Origin of the sequence: Pseudomonas sp. KnCO4 (assembly GCF_045344305.1) — a bacterium.
Classification (GTDB): Bacteria; Pseudomonadota; Gammaproteobacteria; order Pseudomonadales; family Pseudomonadaceae; genus Aquipseudomonas; species Aquipseudomonas anuradhapurensis.
On the sequence record NZ_CP174199.1, the window covers coordinates 3,433,404 to 3,452,852 of the forward strand.

Here is a 19,449-nt window from a genome sequence, read left to right on the forward strand (position 1 = left end):
TCGCGATCAACGCCCGGCCTGGCCGGGCGTTTTTATTCGCGGACGAAAACGACATTTTTTCAATAGGTTGAACATGAATCCTGATACTCCACTGCAGCTGCTCGGCGGCATCTCGGCCCGCGAATTCATGCGCGACTACTGGCAGAAGAAGCCGCTGCTGGTGCGCCAGGCCTTCCCGGACTTCATCAGCCCGATCGACCCCGACGAGCTGGCCGGCCTGGCCCTGGAAGAGGAAGTCGAGTCGCGTATCGTGCTGGAACACGGGGCGCACCCGTGGGAGCTGCGCCGCGGCCCGTTCAACGAAGACACCTTTGCCGAGCTGCCGGAAAAGGACTGGACCCTGCTGGTGCAGGCCGTGGACCAGTTCGTCCCGGAAGTTGCCGAACTGCTGGAAAACTTCCGTTTCCTGCCGAGCTGGCGCATCGATGACGTGATGATCAGCTTCGCTGCCCCCGGTGGCAGTGTCGGCCCGCATTTCGACAACTACGACGTGTTCCTGCTGCAGGGGCATGGCCAGCGCAACTGGAAGATCGGCCAGATGTGCAGCAGCGACAGCCCGCTGCTGGAGCACGCCGACCTGCGCATCCTCGCTGCCTTCGAGCAGAGCGAAGAGTGGACCCTGGAGCCGGGCGACATGCTCTACCTGCCACCGCGGCTGGCCCACTACGGTGTGGCGGTGGACGACTGCCTGACCTATTCGGTCGGCTTCCGTGCCCCCAGCGCCGCCGAGGTGCTGACCCACTTCACCGACTTCCTCGGCCAGTTCCTGCCGGATGAAGAGCGTTACAGCGATGCCGACGCCCAGCCGGTCAGCGACCCGCACCAGATCCAGCACGACGCGCTCGACCGCCTCAAGGCCCTGCTCGACAAGCACATGAGCGACAAGGACCTGCTGCTGACCTGGTTCGGCCAGTTCATGACCGAGCCGCGCTACCCGGAACAGATCGTCGGCGAAGACCTCAGCGAAGAGGAACTGATCGACGCCCTTGAGCAAGGCGCCATCCTGATCCGCAACCCGAGCGCCCGCCTGGCCTGGTCCGAGTTCGAAGACGACCTGCTGCTGTTCGCCAGCGGCCGCAGCTGCCCGCTGCCGGGCAAGCTGCGCGAGCTGCTGAAGCTGGTCTGCGCCGCCGATGCGCTGCACATCGACAACCTGGCCGAGTGGCTGCAGGATGAAGACGGCCTGATGCTGGTACAGCAGCTGGTCAAACAAGGAAGCCTGGGATTCGCCAATGAATAAGGTTCATGTGCGCCTCGCCGACTGGCACAAGGACAACGCCGACATCCGCCGTATCCGCGAAGCGGTGTTCATTGCCGAACAGCACGTACCGCCGGAGCTCGAGTGGGACTCGGACGACCCGACCGCCGTGCACTTCCTGGCGCTGGAAGGCGACTACCCGATCGGCACTGCCCGCCTGCTGCCAGACGGCACCATTGGCCGGGTCTCGGTACTGAAGGACTGGCGCGGGCTGAAGGTGGGTGACGCGCTGATGAACGCAGTCATCGCCGAAGCGCAGAACCGCGACCTGAAGCAGCAGATGCTCAGCGCCCAGGTACATGCCACGCCGTTCTACGAGCGGCTGGGCTTTCGCGTGGTCAGCGAGGAATTCCTCGAAGCCGGCATCCCGCACGTGGACATGGTGCGCGATTCGCGCGCCTGATGCTTGACCTGCACCGGCCTCTTCGCGGGCTTGCCCGCTCCCACAAGGACCCCACAGATATTGAGTATCTGCGCAGTACCTGTGGGAGCGGGCAAGCCCGCGAAGAGGCCGGCACAGCAAAACACATCTCCCCTGACAAAAACCTGTACATCCATCCAGATAAAACTTGCCTCCGCGCCCCCGCTTGCGCATCCTATCGCCCATCACTCCCGATGAAGCGTTCCCGGCCATGCGCCTGTTCCTCTGCGAAAAACCCTCCCAGGCCAAAGACATCGCCAAAGTGCTCGGCGCCAACCGCAAGGGCGACGGCTGCTGGCAAGGTACCGACGTCTGCGTGACCTGGTGCATCGGCCACCTGCTGGAAACTGCCCCGCCCGACAGCTACGACGAACGCTACAAGCGCTGGAACCTGGCCGACCTGCCGATCATTCCGGAACAATGGAAGATGCTGGTCAAGCCCAAGACCGCCAGCCAGTTCAAGGCGGTCAAGCGCCTGCTTGGCGAAGCGCGGGAACTGGTGATCGCCACCGACGCCGACCGCGAGGGCGAGATGATTGCCCGCGAACTGGTCGAGCATTGCCGCTACCGCGGCCCGGTGCAGCGCCTGTGGTTGTCGGCACTGGACGACGCCTCCATCCGCAAGGCCCTGGCGCGTCTGCTGCCGGGCCACGAAACCTTCAACCTGTACCACTCGGCGCTGGGGCGCTCCCGCGCCGACTGGCTGATCGGCATGAACATGAGCCGGCTGTTCACCTTGCTGGGCCGCCAAGCCGGCTACCAGGGCGTGCTACCGGTGGGCCGGGTGCAAACACCCACCTTGCGCCTGGTGGTCGACCGCGACCGCAGCATCGCCGACTTCGTACCGGTGCCGTTCTGGGCTATCGACGTGCAACTGGAACAGGCTGGCCAAGGCTTCAACGCCCAGTGGCGCGCGCCCGAAGACGCCTGTGACGACCAGGGCCGCTGCCTGAAACAGGACCTGGCACGGCAGGCCGCTGCCGACATCAACCAGGCCGGTAGCGCCCGGGCCGTAAAAGTGATCACCGAGCGCGTGCGCGAAGCCGCGCCGCTGCCCTTCGACCTGGGCACCCTGCAGGAACTGTGCTCGAAAAAGTTCGGCCTCGGCGCCCAGGAAACCCTCGACATTGCCCAGGCCCTGTACGAAACCCACAAGCTGATCACCTACCCGCGCAGCGACTGCGGCTACCTGCCGCAAAGCCAGCACGGCGAGGCGCCAGCCATCCTTGCCGCCCTGCAACGGACCGATGCCAGCCTGGCAGCGCTGCAGCCCCACCTGCAGCCGCAGCGCCGCTCGCGGGCCTGGAACGATGCCAAGGTCAGCGCCCACCACGGCATCATCCCGACCGCCGCCGCCAGCGACCCATCGCGCCTGCCGGCCAAGCACAAGGCGGTGTACACGCTGATCCGCGCTCGCTACCTGGCGCAGTTCCTGCCCAATCACGAATACGACCGTACCCAGGCCGACTTCGACTGCGCCGGCCATGCCCTGCGCGCGGTAGGCAAGCAGATCGTCGAACCCGGCTGGCGCCGCGCCCTGCCCGAGGCACTGGCCCCGGCCAAAGGCCGCGAGGCGCCGCCGGCCCAGGTACTGCCAGCGCTGCGCGAGGGCCAGGACTGTGCGGTACGAGGCCTGCACCTGAAAGACCTGTGGACCCAGCCGCCCAAGCCGTTCACCGAAGGCGACCTGATCAAGGCGATGAAGAACGTGGCCAAGCTGGTGGATGACCCGCGGCTGAAACAGAAGCTCAAGGAAACCACCGGCATCGGCACCGAGGCGACCCGCGCCAGCATCATCCAGGGCCTGCTCGAGCGTGGCTACCTGGTAAAAAACGGCAAGGCCCTGGCCGCCACGCCGGCAGCCTTCAGCCTGATCGACGCCGTGCCCCGCGCGATAGCCGACCCTGGCACCACGGCAATCTGGGAGCAGGCGCTGGACATGGTGCAGAGCGGCGAAATGCCCCTGGAAGAGTTCGTCGCCCGCCAGTCGGCGTGGATGGGCAAGCTGGTGGAGCGCTGCAGTGGCATGCGCATCAGCATCAGCGGGCCGCCAGTGGGCAAGGCGGCGCCGTGGAAGAAGAAACGCCGCAGCGGTGGCGGCAAAGGCAAAAGCGCAGCTGGCCCGGCCAAGGCCAGCGAAGGCAAACCAAGGCAGGGCCGGCGCAAGACGGCGGCGAAATGAGCCGCCGCCTTGCCGGTTGCAACCCCGCGCTCAGTTATTCATGTTGCTGCCAAAGCGCAGCGGCCGCCCCTGGCGCCCAGTCCCCGGAGAGCGACTGGTGCGCTTGCCTGCAGCGCCAGTCAGCGCCGACATGGCTGACAAGGTCGCCACTGGCGTAATCCTGGTGCAGTCGCCAGGCAGGGTAATTACTTTTTTCGGCAGTCCTGACCGCAAGGTCGTTACTCGGAGCGGAAACCTTGCCCTCCCCATCAACTGCTACGACCTGGTAAACATACAGGGTGTCCGGCAGCAGGCCACCATCGGTATGTTCAGTCCTGTCACCGGCGATGGTGGCCACCTGCTGACCGTCACGGTAGAGCTCGTAGCGATCGATCGGGCTCGCACCGCTTGAGGCCCCCCACATCAGGCGGATGCTGTCGACAGCCTGCCCCATCGAGTGCAGATTTTGCGGCGTGCTGGGCACGCCACCTTCACCCAGTGTGCGCACGACGACGGGGGCTGAAGGCCTGGAGCGCGCACCCTCGCTGTCAACTGCGACGATGGAATAGTGGTAGGTCGTATCCGCCGTCACCTGGTCGTCATCCCAGTGCGTAGTGGCGGCAGGCACGACGAACGTGTCGGTGCCATTACGGCTCAGCTGGTAGCACTCGATGGGGTGCGCACCCGTCGATGGCTGCCAGCTCAAAGCAACCTTCTTGTCGGTTACCTCAGCGGCTTTGAGGCCCATCGGCACGCTCGGCCGGTCATCACCGTCGCCCGGCAGAAAGTCCAGATCGACCACGTGATAGAAGGCGTTGCCGGTGTCGGCCACTTCCCACACCGCGAGCAATACGTGATAACCCTCGCGAGCGGGAAGCGGCAATGCGTGGGTGGTCGGATTGCTGGGTTTCATCTCTTCGTCATACGCCCAGTACGGCTGCAATTCGATCAGTTCCGTATGGAAAGGCTCCGCCTCGAACTGATCGCGCGCCAGCACCCTGGCACTGTCCCAATCGGGTTTGGTGATGAAATAGTTCCAGCGACGCGTTCTATGATTGGCGGCAAAATACCAGGAGATGTCCAGGGTATCCCCGCTACGGACTTCGTGTTTGCTCCAGTGGTCGCCGGGCTGATCAAGTATCTTCCCGGTCGCCTGGTTGGCACTGGCAATTTTGCCGTCCGGTGGCGGCAGCAGGTTTTTTGGGTCGTCCTTGGCAAATGGATCCGTCAGGCCAGCTTGTGTCTGCGGAAAGAACTTGCCTGCTTCGCGCTGATTCAGCGCACCGTCATCCAGCATGCCTGCCTGCCAGGCAAAGTAGGCCCGCGATGCGGGGGAAAACACATGACCATGTCGTGGCGTGACAGGCCCGCGAGGCGAATGTTGTTGAGCTTGGTTCATCGTTGATTCCTTGAATGGTTGGCCGTATTGGCCAAGGCCATTTGTAAGGATTGCCGATGCCCGGCGATACGCGTAGATCTGACAGGCGGGCAGCGTTTCCCTGATAGCATGAAAAATTCCTGATATATTTTCATGAAAAACATCACAATAATTTTCATTAGGCTCCGGCATGTTCAAGCAGTCCGCCCAGCACATCGCCACGTACTACGCCCAGACCTACCCCGCCAGCATTCCACTGCACCCTAGCCTGCAAGGCCGCCACGACACCGAGGTGCTCATAATCGGCGCCGGCTTCAGCGGCCTCCACACCGCCCTGCGCCTGGCCTTGGCTGGCAAACGCGTAGCCCTGCTGGAAGCCAGCCGCGTGGCCTGGGCCGCGTCTGGGCGTAACGGTGGCCAGGCCTTGCTCGGTTGGTCGTGCGACATGCCCCCGTTGGAAAAGGCCCTGGGCCTCGAACGCAGCCAACGCCTGTGGGCCAGCATGTGCTGGGCCGCCGAAGAAATACGCGAACTACCGCAGCGCCATGGCTTCGACATCGACTACCGGCCAGGCAGCCTGTGGGCCGCCGTGATGCCACGCCGGGTGAAAATGCTTGAACAGGCCTTGCACGAGGCTGAACACAAATGGGGCTACGACGCCCTGCGCCTGATCGGCCGCGACGAGCTGCCGCAATGGATCGACAGCCCGCGTTATCAGGCTGCGTTGCATGACGCCAAAGGTGCCCACCTCAACCCACTGAAGCTGGCCCTGGGCCTGGCCGACGCCATCGAGGCTGCGGGTGGGTGCATCTTCGAGCAAAGCCAGGTGCTGAGCTACGCGCCGAGTGGCAACGGCTACGTGGCACGCACCGGCGGCGGCGAGGTACGTTGCGACGTGCTGGTGCTGGCCTGCAATGCCTACATCGACCAGCTCGACCGTAACCTGTCGCGGCGCTTGTTGCCGGTCGGCTCCTACCAGGTCGCCACCGCGCCTTTGGATGCCGACTTCGCCCGGTCGCTGCTACCACGCAACAGCTGCGTGATCGACAACCAGTTCGTGCCCGACTACTTCCGCCTCACCCCGGACCACCGCCTGCTGTTCGGCGGCGGCTGCACCTACCTGGGCGGTATTCCCAGGGACGTCGCCAGCGCCACCCGCCCCTACCTGGAGCGGGTGTTCCCGCAACTGGTCGGGGTGGCCATCGATTACGCCTGGGGCGGGCATATCGACTGCAGCATGCGGCGCACCCCGGACGTCGGCCGTGAGGGCCAACGTTACTGGTTGCAAGGTTTTTCCGGGCATGGCGTGCTGCCTACCCTGGCCGCCGCGCGAGCAGTGAGTGACGCCATCCTCGGTGACGACGACCTGCTGGCACTGTACCAGGGCATCGACAACGGCCGCTTCCCAGGCGGTGACCTGCTAGCTGCCCCGCTGGAAGCCGCCGCCAAGGCCTGGTACCGCATGCGTGACCGCGTCTGAGGCTTTTGCTGTCGCCTGTGCGGTCAGGGCTTGGTCTCTGTCCAGGCTCTGTGGGCGCGGGTTCACCCGCGAAGAGGCCTGCACAGGCGACACAAATTACCGATAGCTGCCAAAATCCCTCCTATGCTCAATAGCTCCCTTCGGTGCCTGCACAACAGGAGACGCGACGATGAGCTATGTAACCACGAAGGACGGCGTACAGATCTTCTACAAGGACTGGGGCCCGCGCGATGCGCCGGTCATCCACTTCCATCACGGCTGGCCGTTGAGCGCCGATGACTGGGACGCGCAGATGCTGTTCTTCCTCGCCCATGGTTACCGCGTGGTCGCCCACGACCGCCGTGGCCACGGCCGCTCCAGCCAGGTCTGGGACGGCCACGACATGGACCACTATGCCGACGATGTGGCGGCAGTGGCTGCCCACCTGGGTATCCAGGGCGCCGTGCATGTCGGCCATTCGACCGGTGGCGGCGAAGTGGTGCGCTACATGGCCCGCCACCCCGGCGACCAGGTGGCCAAGGCCGTGCTGATCGCCGCCGTACCGCCACTGATGGTGCAGACAGCGGCCAACCCGGGCGGCCTGCCCAAGTCGGTGTTCGACGGCTTCCAGGCCCAGGTCGCCAGCAACCGTGCACAGTTCTACCGGGATGTGCCGGCTGGGCCGTTCTATGGCTACAACCGCCCCGGTGTCGAAGCCAGCGAAGGCATCATCGGCAACTGGTGGCGCCAGGGCATGATCGGCAGCGCCAAGGCCCATTACGATGGCATCGTGGCGTTTTCCCAGACCGACTTCACCGAGGACCTGAAGGGCATCAGCCAGCCGGTGCTGGTGATGCATGGCGACGATGACCAGATCGTGCCGTATGAAAACGCCGGGGTGCTGTCGGCCAAGCTGCTGCCCAACGGCACGCTGAAGACCTACAAAGGCTACCCGCATGGCATGCCGACCACCCATGCCGATGTGATCAATGCCGATCTGCTGGCGTTTATCCGTAGCTGATGTGTCGGCCAGTAGCGGCCTTTTCGTGGGCATGCCCGCGAAAGGGTCGGCACTGGCAACACACCTTCCCCAGGATTACCATGTCGCCCTTCTGGCGCGGCCCTTTGCCGCCCCCTTTGCCTCCTTGCCTGCCAACCTCAATGCCCTTCGAACTTACCGTAGAACCCCTCACCCTGCTGATCCTGGCGCTGGTCGCCCTCATCGCCGGTTTCATCGATGCCATCGCCGGCGGCGGCGGGCTGCTCACCACCCCCGCATTGCTCACCGCCGGCATGCCACCGCACCTGGTGCTGGGCACCAACAAGCTCAGTTCCACATTCGGCTCGGCGACGGCGGGTTTCACCTACTACAAGCGCAAGCTGTTCCACCCGGCGCAATGGCGCCCGGCATTGTTCGCCACCCTGACCGGGGCCCTGCTCGGCGCAGTGATCGCCCACTACATGCCGGCCGAATGGCTGAACAAGATGCTGCCGGTGATCGTCTTCGCCTGTGGCATTTACCTGCTGTTCGGCGGCACGCCCAAGGCTCCACTCGATGCCGACGCCCCGATCAGGAAGAAATGGCAGCTGCCCCAAGGCTTCACCCTGGGCTTCTACGACGGCGTGGCCGGCCCGGGCACCGGGGCGTTCTGGACCGTCAGTACCCTGCTGCTGTACCCCATCGACCTGGTGCGCGCCAGTGGTGTGGCGCGCAGCATGAACTTCGTCAGCAACATCGCGGCGCTGACGGTGTTCATCATTTCCGGGCAGGTGGACTATATCGTCGGCTTGTGCATGGGCCTGTCGGTGATGGTCGGCGCCTTCTTCGGTGCACGCACGGCGATCAGTGGCGGCAGCAAGTTCATCCGCCCGGTGTTCATCACCGTGGTGCTGGCCTTGACCGTGCGCCTAGCGTGGCAGCACTGGTTCGGCCAGGCCTGATGGGCTGTGATACCCCTGCTTGCCCGCCTACTGCAGCTAGGACGGGAAAGCAGGGATATCACGGCCCAGCCGCCGTGCAACGTAGAGGTCGATGAGGTAGCGGGCGATGGAGCGCCCGGCCGGCAGCGGCGGCAGGTCGTGGACGCTGAACCACTTGGCATCCTCGATTTCGTCCGGCTGCATGACGATATCGCCCCCGGCGTATTCGGCATGGAAGCCCAGCATCATCGAATGCGGGAACGGCCAGCACTGGCTGCCGATGTACTGGATGTTCTGCACCTCCACCGCCACTTCCTCACGCACTTCGCGCACCAGGCAATCCTCCGCCGACTCGCCCGGTTCGGCGAACCCTGCCAGGGTGCTGTACACCCCGCTGACAAAGCGCGGCGAGCGCGCCAGCAGGATCTCGTCACCACGGGTCACCAGCACGATCATGCTCGGCGAAATGCGCGGGTAGCTGCGCAGGTCGCAGGGCTGGCAGTACATCGCCCGCTCCCAGCGGATCTGCGTCATCGCCTGGCCGCAGCTGCCGCAGAAGCGGTGCTCACGCGCCCAGGTGCCGATCTGGGCGGCGTAGCCCAGCACCTTGTAGGTGTCGAAGTCGCCTTCGAGCATGAACGCACGCAGGCCACGCCAGTCACAGCCGGGCACCTCGGTGGCGCGGCGCAGCTCCAGCAGGAACACCGGCTGGCCATCGAAGTGGCCGATGCCATGCTCGCACAGCACATCCAGGTCCTGGCGCTTGAGCCAGTCGCGGGAGAACAGCGCGCCGTTGGTGTCCACCAGGAACCCTTCCGGGCTGCGGGCCACGGCCAGGCCCCCGGTGATCTGCGGGTCGAGTACTGCGGTAGTCCAGCGTGCTGACATGTCGGGGGATCCTTTACTGCGCGTCCCCCGGCCTGATCAGTCGGCGAACGTCGGTTTCTGTTTGCTCATGTGCGCCGCCACGGCCACGCGCAGGTCTTCGGACTGCAGCATCGCGGCGTTCCAGGTGGCGATGTATTCCAGGCCATCGTCAATGCGATGGTCACGCATGTAGCTGAGCATTTCCTTGGTGCCGGCCACGGCAATCGGTGATTTTGCGGCAATCTCGCGGGCAATGGCAAAGACCCCGTCCAGCAGCGCAGCCTGATCATCATAGACCCGGTTGACCAGGCCGATGCGCAGCGCCTCTGCGGCCTCGACATTGCGCCCGGTGAAGGCCAGCTCACGCATCATGCCGTCACCGATGATACGAGGCAAACGTTGCAGTGTGCCGACATCGGCGGCCATGCCCATGTCGATCTCCTTGATCGAGAATTGCGCGTCGTTGCTGCAGTAACGCATGTCGCAGGCCGCGATGAGGTCGATGGCACCGCCGATGCAGTAGCCCTGCACGGCGGCCAGCACCGGCTTGCGGCACTTGTCCACGGCATTGAACGAGGCCTGCAGGCGCAGGATGGTGCTGCGCAGGAAGCGCGCGTTGCGCCCCACATCCTTGCCCATCTGGCCCGCCAGCGAGGCCAGCATCATCAGGTCGATGCCGGCGGAAAAATGCTTGCCGGCGCCGCTGAGCACCACTACCCGCACCGCGTCGGTATCCTCGACCCACTGGAAGATGTCGATGATCTCTGCCCAGAAGGCGGCGTTCATCGCGTTGACCTTCTCCGGGCGGTTGATTTGCACGTGGGCAATGTTGTCGGTCAGTTCGACCTTGAATGCGCTGTACTCGGTCACGGGCGGCACTCCTGGGAGTAAAAGGTTCATGCCACGGATGGTAACCCAGCCCGATGGCCGCGCTTGTGCCAAAAACGGGACTGTATGCCTTGCCTAAGGCGCGCTGATGCGGCACCGTTCGCCATCGCCGAATCATAAGGAAACACATTCATGTCGCGCTCCCTGACTGGCGCCCTCGCCCACGGCTTCCTGGGCCAGTCGCCGCTGTGGTACAAGGCGGTCATCTGCCTGTTCCTGGTCCTCAACCCGCTGCTGCTGGTCAGCCTTGGCCCGGTTGCAGCCGGCTGGGCACTGGTGCTCGAGTTCATCTTCACCCTGGGCATGGCCCTGAAATGCTACCCGCTGATGCCCGGCGGGCTGCTGCTGGTCGAAGCCCTGCTGTTGCAGATGACCACCCCGCAAGCCTTGTACGAAGAGTTGCAGCACAACTTCCCGGTCATCCTGCTGCTGATGTTCATGGTCGCTGGCATCCACTTCATGAAGGAACTGCTGCTGTTCCTGTTCTCGCGGATCCTGCTCGGGGTACGCTCGAAGGCCATTCTGGCATTGCTGTTCTGCGTGCTGTCGGCATTCCTCTCGGCGTTTCTCGATGCGCTGACGGTGACCGCCGTGATCATCAGCGCCGCGGTCGGCTTCTATGCGGTCTACCACCGGGTAGCCTCCGGGGCCAACCCGCGCGAGGACGCTGCACTCGACAGCGACCAGCAGGTCGCAGCGCTGCACCGCAACGACCTCGACCAGTTCCGCGCCTTCCTGCGCAGCCTGTTGATGCATGGTGCGGTAGGTACCGCCCTGGGCGGGGTGTGCACCTTGGTGGGCGAGCCGCAGAACCTGCTGATCGGCCATGAGATGGGCTGGCACTTTGCCGATTTCTTTCTCAAGGTGGCGCCGGTGTCGTTGCCGGTGCTGGCTGCCGGCCTGCTGACCTGTGTACTGCTGGAGAAACTGCGCCTGTTCGGTTACGGCACGCTGATGCCCGAGCCGGTGCGCCAGGTACTGGCCGCCTACGCCGCCGAGGACGACGCCGCGCGCACCCAGGCCCAGCGCATCGCGCTGTGGGTGCAAGGGCTTGCCGCGCTGATCCTGATCGTCTGCCTGGGGCTGCACGTTGCCGAAGTCGGCCTGATCGGCCTGATGGTAATCGTGCTGATCACGGCATTCACCGGCATCACCGACGAACACCGCCTGGGCCGTGCCTTCCAGGACGCCATGCCGTTCACCGCATTGCTGGTGGTGTTCTTCGCCGTTGTCGCAGTGATCCACCAGCAGCAGCTGTTCAGCCCGCTGATCGCCTGGGTGCTGGCACTGCCGGCCGAACAGCAGCCAGGCATGCTGTACCTGGCCAATGGCTTGCTTTCGGCGATCAGCGACAACGTGTTCGTCGCCACCATCTACATCACCGAGGTGAAGCAGGCGTTTGTCAATGGCAGCATGAGCCGCGAGCATTTCGAAACCCTGGCGGTGGCGATCAACACCGGCACCAACCTGCCCAGCGTGGCCACCCCGAACGGGCAGGCCGCGTTCCTGTTCCTGCTGACCTCGGCCATCGCGCCGCTGGTGCGGCTGTCGTACGGCCGCATGGTGTGGATGGCCTTGCCTTATACCGTGGTGATGGGTGGGCTGGGTTGGTGGGCGGTGACCTACTGGCTGTGAGGTAGCCTGCAGCGGGCCTGTCGCCGGCCAGCCAGCGCCCACGGGTTTTGCACTGCACGCCTGTGGGGGCTGGCTGGCCGGCGACAGGCCCGCTGCAGAGAAAGCACAAGCTGCTGTCGATTCTGCTGCCTGCCATTCGACTATCCCATGCCAGCAGCCACCCCGGCTGCCAACAGGAGAGTCCCCATGCGCAAACTCATCGTCGCCGCGTTCATCAGCCTCGACGGGGTCATGCAGGCCCCCGGTGGCCCGCAGGAAGACACCAGCGGCGGCTTCAGCTACGGCGGCTGGCTGGTGCCCTACGCCGAGGAAGTTTTCGGCCAGGCCATGCAGGCCTTGTTCAGCCAGCCCTTCGAACTGCTGCTGGGCCGGCGTACCTATGACATCTTCGCCGCTTACTGGCCAAAGGTGGATGGCAGTTCGCAAGACTTCTCCATCGCCAACCTGTTCAACAGCGTGCCCAAGCATGTGGCCACCCACGCCCCGGCTACCCTCGCCTGGCACAACAGCCATGCCCTGGGTGCGGACACCAGCGCAGCGGTGCGGGCGCTGAAACACCAGGCTGGTGCCAACCTGCTGACCCAAGGCAGCAGTGAGCTGGTGCAGCAGCTGCTGGCAGCGGGCCTGGTCGATGAATTGCAGTTGCTGATCCACCCCTTGTTGCTTGGCCATGGCAAACGCCTGTTCGGCGACGCTGCCGCAGCGGCGGCCTTCACCCTGCAGCACTCGCAGGTTTCGCCAAAGGGTGTAATCATCGCCCGCTACGTACGCGCTGGCGACGTGCAGACCGGCTCGTTCTGAAAGGCGCGATTGCGTACAACTTTTGCCGCGCGCCCGCATCGAAACACAGGTAAGCCCTCTCCACCGCAAGGAGCTCGACCATGGCGCTACGCACCCCGCTGCTGCTTTCCTGCCTGACCCTGGCCCTGCTTGGCTGCGCCGGCAACGACCACCCGGCGCCACCGCATACCCAGCAAGTCGACCTGCAACGCTACCAAGGTACCTGGTACGAACTGGCGCGGTTGCCGATGTTCTTCCAACGCAACTGCGTGCAGTCCGAGGCACACTATGGCCTGCGTGCGGACGGCCGCATCGACGTGACCAACCGCTGCCGGGAGAAGGACGGCCAGTGGAATGAAGCCAAGGGCATCGCCGAAGCCCAGCAACCGGGTAGTACCGACAAACTCTGGGTGCGCTTCGACAACTGGTTCAGCCGCCTGGCACCCGGCCTGACCAAGGGCGAGTACTGGGTGCTGTACCACGACAAGGACTACCGCGTGGCGCTGGTTGGCCACCCCAACCGCGACTACCTGTGGCTGCTGTCCCGCACACCGGCCATCCCGGACCAGACGCGGGACCAGTTGCTGGATATCGCTCGGGAGCAGGGCTACGACACCAGCAAGCTGATCTGGCGCCAGGCGGATGCCGAGGCGACCAACTGAAACCACGGGCGCCGCGGACGGCTCAGCCGCCCGGGTTTGGCCAATCACAAGGAGTTGTAATGGATTTGCTGTTCCTCGGCACCTCCGCCGGGGTGCCTACCAAGGCACGCAATGTCAGCGCCACGGCCGTGATCGAAGCCACAGGCAGCCACTGGTACCTGGTCGACTGTGGCGAAGGCACCCAGCATCGGCTGCTGCACACGCCGCTTTCGCTGCGCGACCTGCGGGCGATCTTCATCACCCATGTGCACGGTGACCACTGCTTCGGCTTGCCGGGCCTGCTGGCCAGCGCCGGCATGAGTGGGCGCACCCAGCCACTTGAGCTGGTGCTGCCCAGTGCCCTGCATGAATGGCTACGCCAGGGGCTGGCGGTCAGCCATACCTTCCTGCCGTTCGAACTGCGCCTGCTGGCCGTGGAGGATCTGCTGGAATGGCGCAGTGAGGCGATGCAGGTCACTAGCGTGCAGCTGTCGCACCGGGTACCGAGCGTCGGCTTCGTGTTCACCGAACTCAACCCCGAACCGCGCCTGGACATCCCGCGCCTGGAAGCCGAAGGCATCCCCCGCGGCCCGTTGTGGGGCGAGCTGGCCAAGGGCCTGACGGTGGAACATGCCGGCCGATTGCTGCACGGCCGTGATTACCTGCGCCCGTCGCGCCCGCCACGGCGGGTGATCGTCTGCGGCGACAACGACAACCCCGAGCTGTTGGCCGATGCCGCCCGGGGTGCGGATGTGCTGGTGCACGAAGCCACGTTCACCCAGGCGGTGGTCGAGCGTACCGGGGTCACCTTCGGTCACAGTACCGCAGCGGCGGTGGCGCGCTTCGCCGAAACGGCAGGCGTGCGCAACCTGGTACTGACGCACTTCAGCGCCCGCTACCAGCACGACCCACGACGCAGCCCGAGCATCGTCGATCTGCGCGAAGAGGCCCTTGCACATTACCGTGGCCATCTGACCCTGGCGCAGGACCTGCAGCGCTATCACATCGGGCGAGAGGGCTGCCTCGAACCAAGCGGATGATTCAATTGTTTCTGGGCTTTTTGAAGTTCGTATGGACGTTCGATCGCGGGTATCGGCCGGGGATCGAGGCGAACCGCCAGGCCGCAGGGGCAGCAGGTGCCGGTGGTGCATTTGCGGCGTTTCTGGCTGATCTTACCCAGCCCGCCCAGGCAGCGCGGCCGCTGTAGGAGCGGCCTTGTGTCGCGAAAGGGCCGCAAAGCGGCCCCGGCGGTGCCTGCTTCTACTTCAGGATCCTGGGGCTGCTGCGCAGCCCGATCGCGACACAAGGCCGCTCCTACAAAAAGCGCGTACTCCTGATACTGACGGCTCTAGGCCGCCAGGCGTCCGCTGGCAATCGCCTCCGACGCCGCCAGCATCGCCCGCAGCAACACCGCGCAGCCCGCGGCCAAGTCCTCGGGGGTGGCGTTCTCGATTTCGTTATGGCTGATGCCGTTCTCGCACGGCACGAAAATCATCCCCGCCGGCCCCATCTCGGCAAGGAAGATCGCGTCGTGCCCTGCCCCGCTGACGATGTCCATGTGCGGCAAGCCCAGCGCCTTGGCCGACTCGCGCACGGCATCGACACAGCCCTTGTCGAAGTACAACGCCGGGAAGTCCGCCGTCGGCACCAGCGTGTGGCTCAAGCCGTGCTTGGCGCAGGTCGCCTCGATCACCGCACGCACTTCACTGATCATCGCATCCAGTTGCTCACCTTGCAGGTGGCGGAAGTCCAGGGTCATGCGCACTTCGCCAGGGATCACGTTGCGCGAGCCGGGGTAGGCCTGCAGGCAACCCACCGTGCCACAGGCGTGCGGCTGGTGGCCGAGGGCGGCGCGGTTGACCGCTTCGACCACGGCGGCAGCACCGACCAGGGCGTCCTTGCGCAGGTGCATGGGGGTCGGGCCGGCATGCGCTTCGACGCCGCGCAGGGTCAGGTCGAACCATTTCTGGCCAAGGGCACCCAGTACCACGCCGATGGTCTTGGCCTGGTCTTCGAGGATCGGCCCTTGCTCGATGTGCGCTTCGAAATAGGCCCCCACCGGGTGGCCCTGCACCGCGCGTGGGCCGGCGTAGCCGATGGCGTTCAGCGCCTCGCCGACACTGACGCCCTGGGCATCACGCTTGGCCAGGGTTTCCTCCAGGGTGAACTTGCCGGCGAATACGCCTGAGCCCATCATGCACGGAGCAAAGCGCGAGCCCTCCTCGTTGGTCCACACCACCACTTCCAGCGGCGCTTCGGTTTCCACACCCAGGTCGTTGAGGGTGCGAATCACCTCCAACCCTGCCATCACCCCGAAGCAGCCATCGAACTTGCCACCGGTGGGCTGGGTGTCGATATGGCTGCCGGTCATCACCGGCGGCAGCTTGGGGTTACGCCCCGGGCGCCGGGCGAAGATATTACCGACCGCGTCGATGCTCACCGTACAGCCGGCGGCTTCGCACCATTGCACGAACAGGTCGCGAGCCTGGCGGTCGAGGTCGGTCAGGGCCAGGCGGCAGACACCGCCCTTGGCAGTGGCACCGAGGCGCGCCAGGTCCATCAGCGATTGCCACAGGCGGGCGCTGTCGATGTGCCGGGCGCTGGTATTGAGGATCTCTTGGACTGGGGTCACGGGTTTCTCCTTCAGGCTTTGTTGTTGTCTGTGCCGGCCTCTACGCGGGCACCCTGCGAAGCAGCACACGCGGTCTCAAGGCAAAGGCTTGGCCACCTGCGCCGGGTTGCGCGCCAGCACCCCGGCGAACAGGTAGTACAGCCCCCCTCCCAGCAGCGAGCCGGTGAACCAGCCATAGTCGTAGAACCAGCTGAAGCTGCTGTTGCCAATGGCCATCAGGGTCAACGCGACCGGCAACGCAAAGGCGGCAAAACCAGCCCAGTTCCAGGCCGGGTACACGTCGTCGCGGTACAACCCGGCCAGGTCCAGCTGCTGCCGGCGGACCAGGAAGTAGTCCACCACCATGATCCCGGCGATCGGCCCCAGCAGGCTGGAATAGCCCAGCAACCAGTTGGAGTACACGCTCTCCAGGCTCAGGTCGGAGACGATCCAGCCCAGCTTCTTGAGTAACTCATGGCCCATCAGCGCCAGGCCGATGAAACCGGTCAGCCACACCGCGCGGCTGCGCCCGATCAGGCGCGGGGCGATGTTCTGGAAGTCGTTGGTCGGCGACACGATGTTCGCTGCGGTGTTGGTCGACAGCGTGGCGATCACGATCAAGGCCATGGCCAGGGCTACCCAGAACGGGCTGTGGATCTTGCCGATCAGGCTGACCGGGTCGGCCACGGTCTCGCCTACCAGCGACGCCGAGGCGGCGGTCAGCACCACGCCCAGGGCGGCGAACAGGAACATGGTCAGCGGCAGGCCGAAGATCTGCCCGAGAATCTGGTCCTTCTGGCTGCGGGCGTAGCGGCTGAAGTCGGGGATGTTCAGCGACAGCGTGGCCCAGAAGCCGACCATCGCGGTGAGCCCGGCGCAGAAGTAACCGAGCACGCTCGCGTCGGCCGGGCGCTTGGCCGGCTGGGCCAGCAACTCGGTCATCGACATGTGCGGCAGGGCCCAGAACAACAGGCCGACGCCCACCGCCACCAGCAGCGGTGCCGACAGCGTTTCCAGCCATTTGATCGACTCGGCGCCGCGCAGCACTACCCACAGGTTCAGGCACCAGAAGAGCATGAAGCCGATCACCTCGCCGGTACCGCCCAAGGCCTTCCAGCCGTCGAACACCGAGCCAAGGAACAGGTGGATGGCCAGGCCACCGAACAGGGTCTGGATGCCGAACCAGCCACAGGCGACCACCGCGCGGATCAGGCACGGTACGTTGGAGCCGAGGATGCCGAACGATGAGCGCAGCAGCACCGGGAACGGGATGCCGTACTTGGTGCCGGGAAAGGCGTTGAGGGTGAGCGGGATCAACACGATCAGGTTGGCCAGCAGGATCGCCAGCAAGGCCTCGCCCACGCTGAGGCCGAAGTAGGCGGTGAGCACGCCGCCGAGGGTGTAGGTGGGCACGCAGATGGACATGCCCACCCACAGGGCGGTGATGTGCCATTTGTTCCAGGTGCGCTGGTGCACCTTGGTCGGGGCGATATCGTGGTTGTAGCGTGGGCTGTCGAGGACATCGCGGCCCTCGGCCAGCTCGAACAGGCCATCCTGCTCGACCACTTCCGATCTGCTCTGCTGCATGGGGCTTTCTCCAGATGTTCTTTTAGTTCTTTTGCTCATCGGCTTGAAGCGATGGCCGGAGTACACGCGTTATGTGCTTGAAAATCTCGACCAGATTTCCATCTTGTCAAGGCAGTCAAAGTGGTTAAAAGCCCCATGATCAGCGCAACCACAGGAATTTATCGTTTATTTTCAGCAAGTTAAAAACCACAAATTCAATGGGAAAATTTTCTTGCTGAATCCAGGATCTGCATCTAGCCTCGAATCTTGTCAGGCATGACAGGATTAACCGCCCTGCCCGCCTGCCCCTGACAATTCCAAGAACCGGCCCAGACCGGTCAGCCTGCGAGGAAGACGGCATGTCCCTGTTGATCCGTGGCGCCACCGTGGTCACCCACGAAGAAAGTTACCCCGCCGATGTCCTGTGTGCCGATGGCCTGATCCGCGCCATCGGTCAGAACCTCGAGCCGCCCACCGGCTGCGAGATCCTCGACGGCAGCGGCCGTTACCTGATGCCCGGCGGTATCGACCCGCACACGCACATGCAGTTGCCGTTCATGGGCACCGTGGCCAGCGAGGACTTCTTCAGCGGCACCGCCGCCGGCCTGGCCGGGGGCACCACCTCGATCATCGACTTCGTCATCCCCAACCCGCAGCAATCGTTGCTGGAGGCTTACCACACCTGGCGTGGCTGGGCGCAGAAAAGCGCCAGCGACTATGGCTTCCACGTGGCCATCACCTGGTGGAGCGAGCAGGTGGCCGAAGAGATGGGCGAACTGGTGGCCAAGCATGGGGTGAACAGCTTCAAGCACTTCATGGCCTACAAGAACGCCATCATGGCCGCCGACGACACCCTGGTGGCCAGCTTCGAACGCTGCCTGCAACTGGGTGCGGTGCCCACCGTGCATGCCGAGAACGGCGAGCTGGTGTACCACCTGCAGAAAAAACTGCTGGCCCAGGGCCTGACCGGGCCGGAAGCGCACCCGTTGTCACGCCCCTCGCAAGTCGAGGGCGAGGCCGCCAGCCGCGCCATCCGCATTGCCGAAACCCTCGGTACGCCGCTGTACCTGGTGCACGTTTCCAGCCGCGAAGCGCTGGATGAAATTGCCTATGCCCGCGGCAAGGGCCAGCCGGTGTACGGCGAAGTACTCCCCGGCCACCTGCTGCTGGATGACAGCGTCTACCGCGACCCGGACTGGGCCACCGCCGCAGGCTATGTGATGAGCCCGCCGTTCCGCCCGCGTGAACATCAGGAAGCGCTGTGGCGCGGCCTGCAGTCGGGCAACCTGCACACCACCGCCACCGACCACTGCTGTTTCTGCGCCGAGCAGAAAGCCATGGGCCGGGATGATTTCAGCCGGATTCCCAATGGCACTGCCGGCATCGAGGACCGCATGGCAGTGCTGTGGGATGCTGGAGTCAACAATGGGCGCCTGTCGATGCATGAGTTCGTCGCGCTGACCTCCACCAATACGGCAAAGATCTTCAACCTGTTCCCGCGCAAAGGTGCCATTCGCGTTGGCGCCGACGCCGACCTGGTGCTGTGGGACCCACAAGGTACCCGCACCATCTCGGCCAAGACCCACCATCAGCAGGTGGACTTCAACATCTTCGAAGGCCGCACTGTGCGCGGCATTCCCAGCCACACCATCAGCCAGGGCAAGCTGCGCTGGGCTGATGGCGACCTGCGCGCAGAAGCGGGCGCGGGGCGCTATGTGGAACGGCCGGCGTATCCGTCGGTGTATGAGGTGCTCGGGCGCAGGGCCGAAGTGCAGCGGCCGACGCCCGTGCAGCGCTGAAGCCATTGCGGCTGCTGCGCAGCCCATCGCGACACAAGGCCGCTCCTACAGGCGTACGCGGTTCC

Annotated in this window: 16 protein-coding genes and 1 pseudogene; 12 read left to right on the forward strand and 5 right to left on the reverse strand. The window is 64.8% G+C overall.

Features of this window, described 5'->3' with window-relative positions; all coding sequences use genetic code 11:
• Positions 1-73: 73 nt before the first annotated feature.
• The 3 genes from ACJA3S_RS16225 to ACJA3S_RS16235 all read left to right on the forward strand — a co-directional run bounded on the left by ACJA3S_RS16225 (position 74) and on the right by ACJA3S_RS16235 (position 3,861).
• On the forward strand, positions 74-1,240 hold the full coding sequence (locus tag ACJA3S_RS16225) for a cupin domain-containing protein (RefSeq protein ID WP_186686986.1): 1,167 nt from the start codon (positions 74-76) through the stop codon (positions 1,238-1,240).
• Positions 1,233-1,661 (forward strand): GNAT family N-acetyltransferase, encoded by a 429-nt coding sequence (locus ACJA3S_RS16230; protein WP_406819258.1) that lies wholly within the window; start codon positions 1,233-1,235, stop codon positions 1,659-1,661. Before ACJA3S_RS16225 ends, ACJA3S_RS16230 begins: the two co-directional genes overlap by 8 nt.
• Positions 1,662-1,890: 229 nt before the next feature.
• Positions 1,891-3,861 (forward strand): DNA topoisomerase III, encoded by a 1,971-nt coding sequence (locus ACJA3S_RS16235; protein WP_406819259.1) that lies wholly within the window; start codon positions 1,891-1,893, stop codon positions 3,859-3,861.
• Between the two features lie 34 nt (positions 3,862-3,895).
• Here the strand turns inward: ACJA3S_RS16235 and ACJA3S_RS16240 are convergent, their stop codons facing one another.
• Complete coding sequence (locus ACJA3S_RS16240; RefSeq protein ID WP_406819260.1) at positions 3,896-5,410, reverse strand: lytic polysaccharide monooxygenase; 1,515 nt, start codon at positions 5,408-5,410, stop codon at positions 3,896-3,898.
• Here ACJA3S_RS16240 and ACJA3S_RS16245 point away from each other — a divergent pair.
• From ACJA3S_RS16245 to ACJA3S_RS16255, 3 genes are all read left to right on the forward strand, one after another.
• A complete protein-coding gene (locus ACJA3S_RS16245) occupies positions 5,409-6,698 on the forward strand; it encodes an NAD(P)/FAD-dependent oxidoreductase (RefSeq protein ID WP_406819261.1) in 1,290 nt (429 codons plus the stop codon). The genes ACJA3S_RS16240 and ACJA3S_RS16245 overlap by 2 nt on opposite strands.
• A gap of 169 nt (positions 6,699-6,867) precedes the next feature.
• Complete coding sequence (locus ACJA3S_RS16250) at positions 6,868-7,698, forward strand: alpha/beta fold hydrolase (protein ID WP_406819262.1); 831 nt, start codon at positions 6,868-6,870, stop codon at positions 7,696-7,698.
• A 140-nt stretch (positions 7,699-7,838) separates the two neighbouring features.
• The gene (locus ACJA3S_RS16255; RefSeq protein WP_406819263.1) at positions 7,839-8,618 is read left to right on the forward strand and encodes a TSUP family transporter; all 780 of its coding nucleotides are present in this window, start codon (positions 7,839-7,841) and stop codon (positions 8,616-8,618) included.
• A gap of 36 nt (positions 8,619-8,654) precedes the next feature.
• On the opposite strand, the gene nudC is transcribed toward ACJA3S_RS16255, so the two are convergent.
• Entirely contained in the window at positions 8,655-9,485 is an 831-nt protein-coding gene (nudC, locus tag ACJA3S_RS16260) for an NAD(+) diphosphatase (protein ID WP_406819264.1), read from the reverse strand.
• A gap of 36 nt (positions 9,486-9,521) precedes the next feature.
• Positions 9,522-10,334 carry a crotonase/enoyl-CoA hydratase family protein gene (locus tag ACJA3S_RS16265; RefSeq protein WP_406819265.1) on the reverse strand — a complete coding sequence of 271 codons (813 nt, stop codon included), beginning with the start codon at positions 10,332-10,334 and terminating at the stop codon, positions 9,522-9,524.
• Between the two features lie 150 nt (positions 10,335-10,484).
• Here ACJA3S_RS16265 and nhaB point away from each other — a divergent pair, with 150 nt between their 5' ends.
• From nhaB to ACJA3S_RS16290, 5 genes and pseudogenes are all read left to right on the forward strand, one after another.
• On the forward strand, positions 10,485-11,987 hold the full coding sequence (nhaB, locus tag ACJA3S_RS16270) for a sodium/proton antiporter NhaB (RefSeq protein WP_406819266.1): 1,503 nt from the start codon (positions 10,485-10,487) through the stop codon (positions 11,985-11,987).
• A gap of 186 nt (positions 11,988-12,173) precedes the next feature.
• Positions 12,174-12,788, forward strand: a complete 615-nt coding sequence (locus ACJA3S_RS16275; RefSeq protein WP_406819267.1) for a dihydrofolate reductase family protein — start codon at positions 12,174-12,176, stop codon at positions 12,786-12,788.
• 80 nt (positions 12,789-12,868) lie between these two features.
• Positions 12,869-13,429, forward strand: coding sequence for a lipocalin family protein (locus ACJA3S_RS16280; RefSeq protein WP_406819268.1), 561 nt, complete (start codon positions 12,869-12,871; stop codon positions 13,427-13,429).
• A 59-nt stretch (positions 13,430-13,488) separates the two neighbouring features.
• Positions 13,489-14,448 (forward strand): ribonuclease Z, encoded by a 960-nt coding sequence (locus ACJA3S_RS16285; protein ID WP_406819269.1) that lies wholly within the window; start codon positions 13,489-13,491, stop codon positions 14,446-14,448.
• Between the two features lie 8 nt (positions 14,449-14,456).
• Positions 14,457-14,565 (forward strand): annotated as a pseudogene (locus ACJA3S_RS16290) (AAA family ATPase); the annotation flags it as partial.
• Positions 14,566-14,756: 191 nt separating this feature from the next.
• On the opposite strand, the gene ACJA3S_RS16295 reads toward ACJA3S_RS16290, so the two are convergent.
• Positions 14,757-16,040, reverse strand: a complete 1,284-nt coding sequence (locus ACJA3S_RS16295) for a Zn-dependent hydrolase (protein ID WP_406819270.1) — start codon at positions 16,038-16,040, stop codon at positions 14,757-14,759.
• A 75-nt stretch (positions 16,041-16,115) separates the two neighbouring features.
• Positions 16,116-17,606, reverse strand: a complete 1,491-nt coding sequence (locus ACJA3S_RS16300) for an NCS1 family nucleobase:cation symporter-1 (RefSeq protein ID WP_406819271.1) — start codon at positions 17,604-17,606, stop codon at positions 16,116-16,118.
• 338 nt (positions 17,607-17,944) lie between these two features.
• Between ACJA3S_RS16300 and hydA the strand changes: the two genes are divergently transcribed.
• Positions 17,945-19,384, forward strand: a complete 1,440-nt coding sequence (gene hydA, locus ACJA3S_RS16305) for a dihydropyrimidinase (protein WP_406819272.1) — start codon at positions 17,945-17,947, stop codon at positions 19,382-19,384.
• The last annotated feature ends 65 nt before the right edge of the window (positions 19,385-19,449 follow it).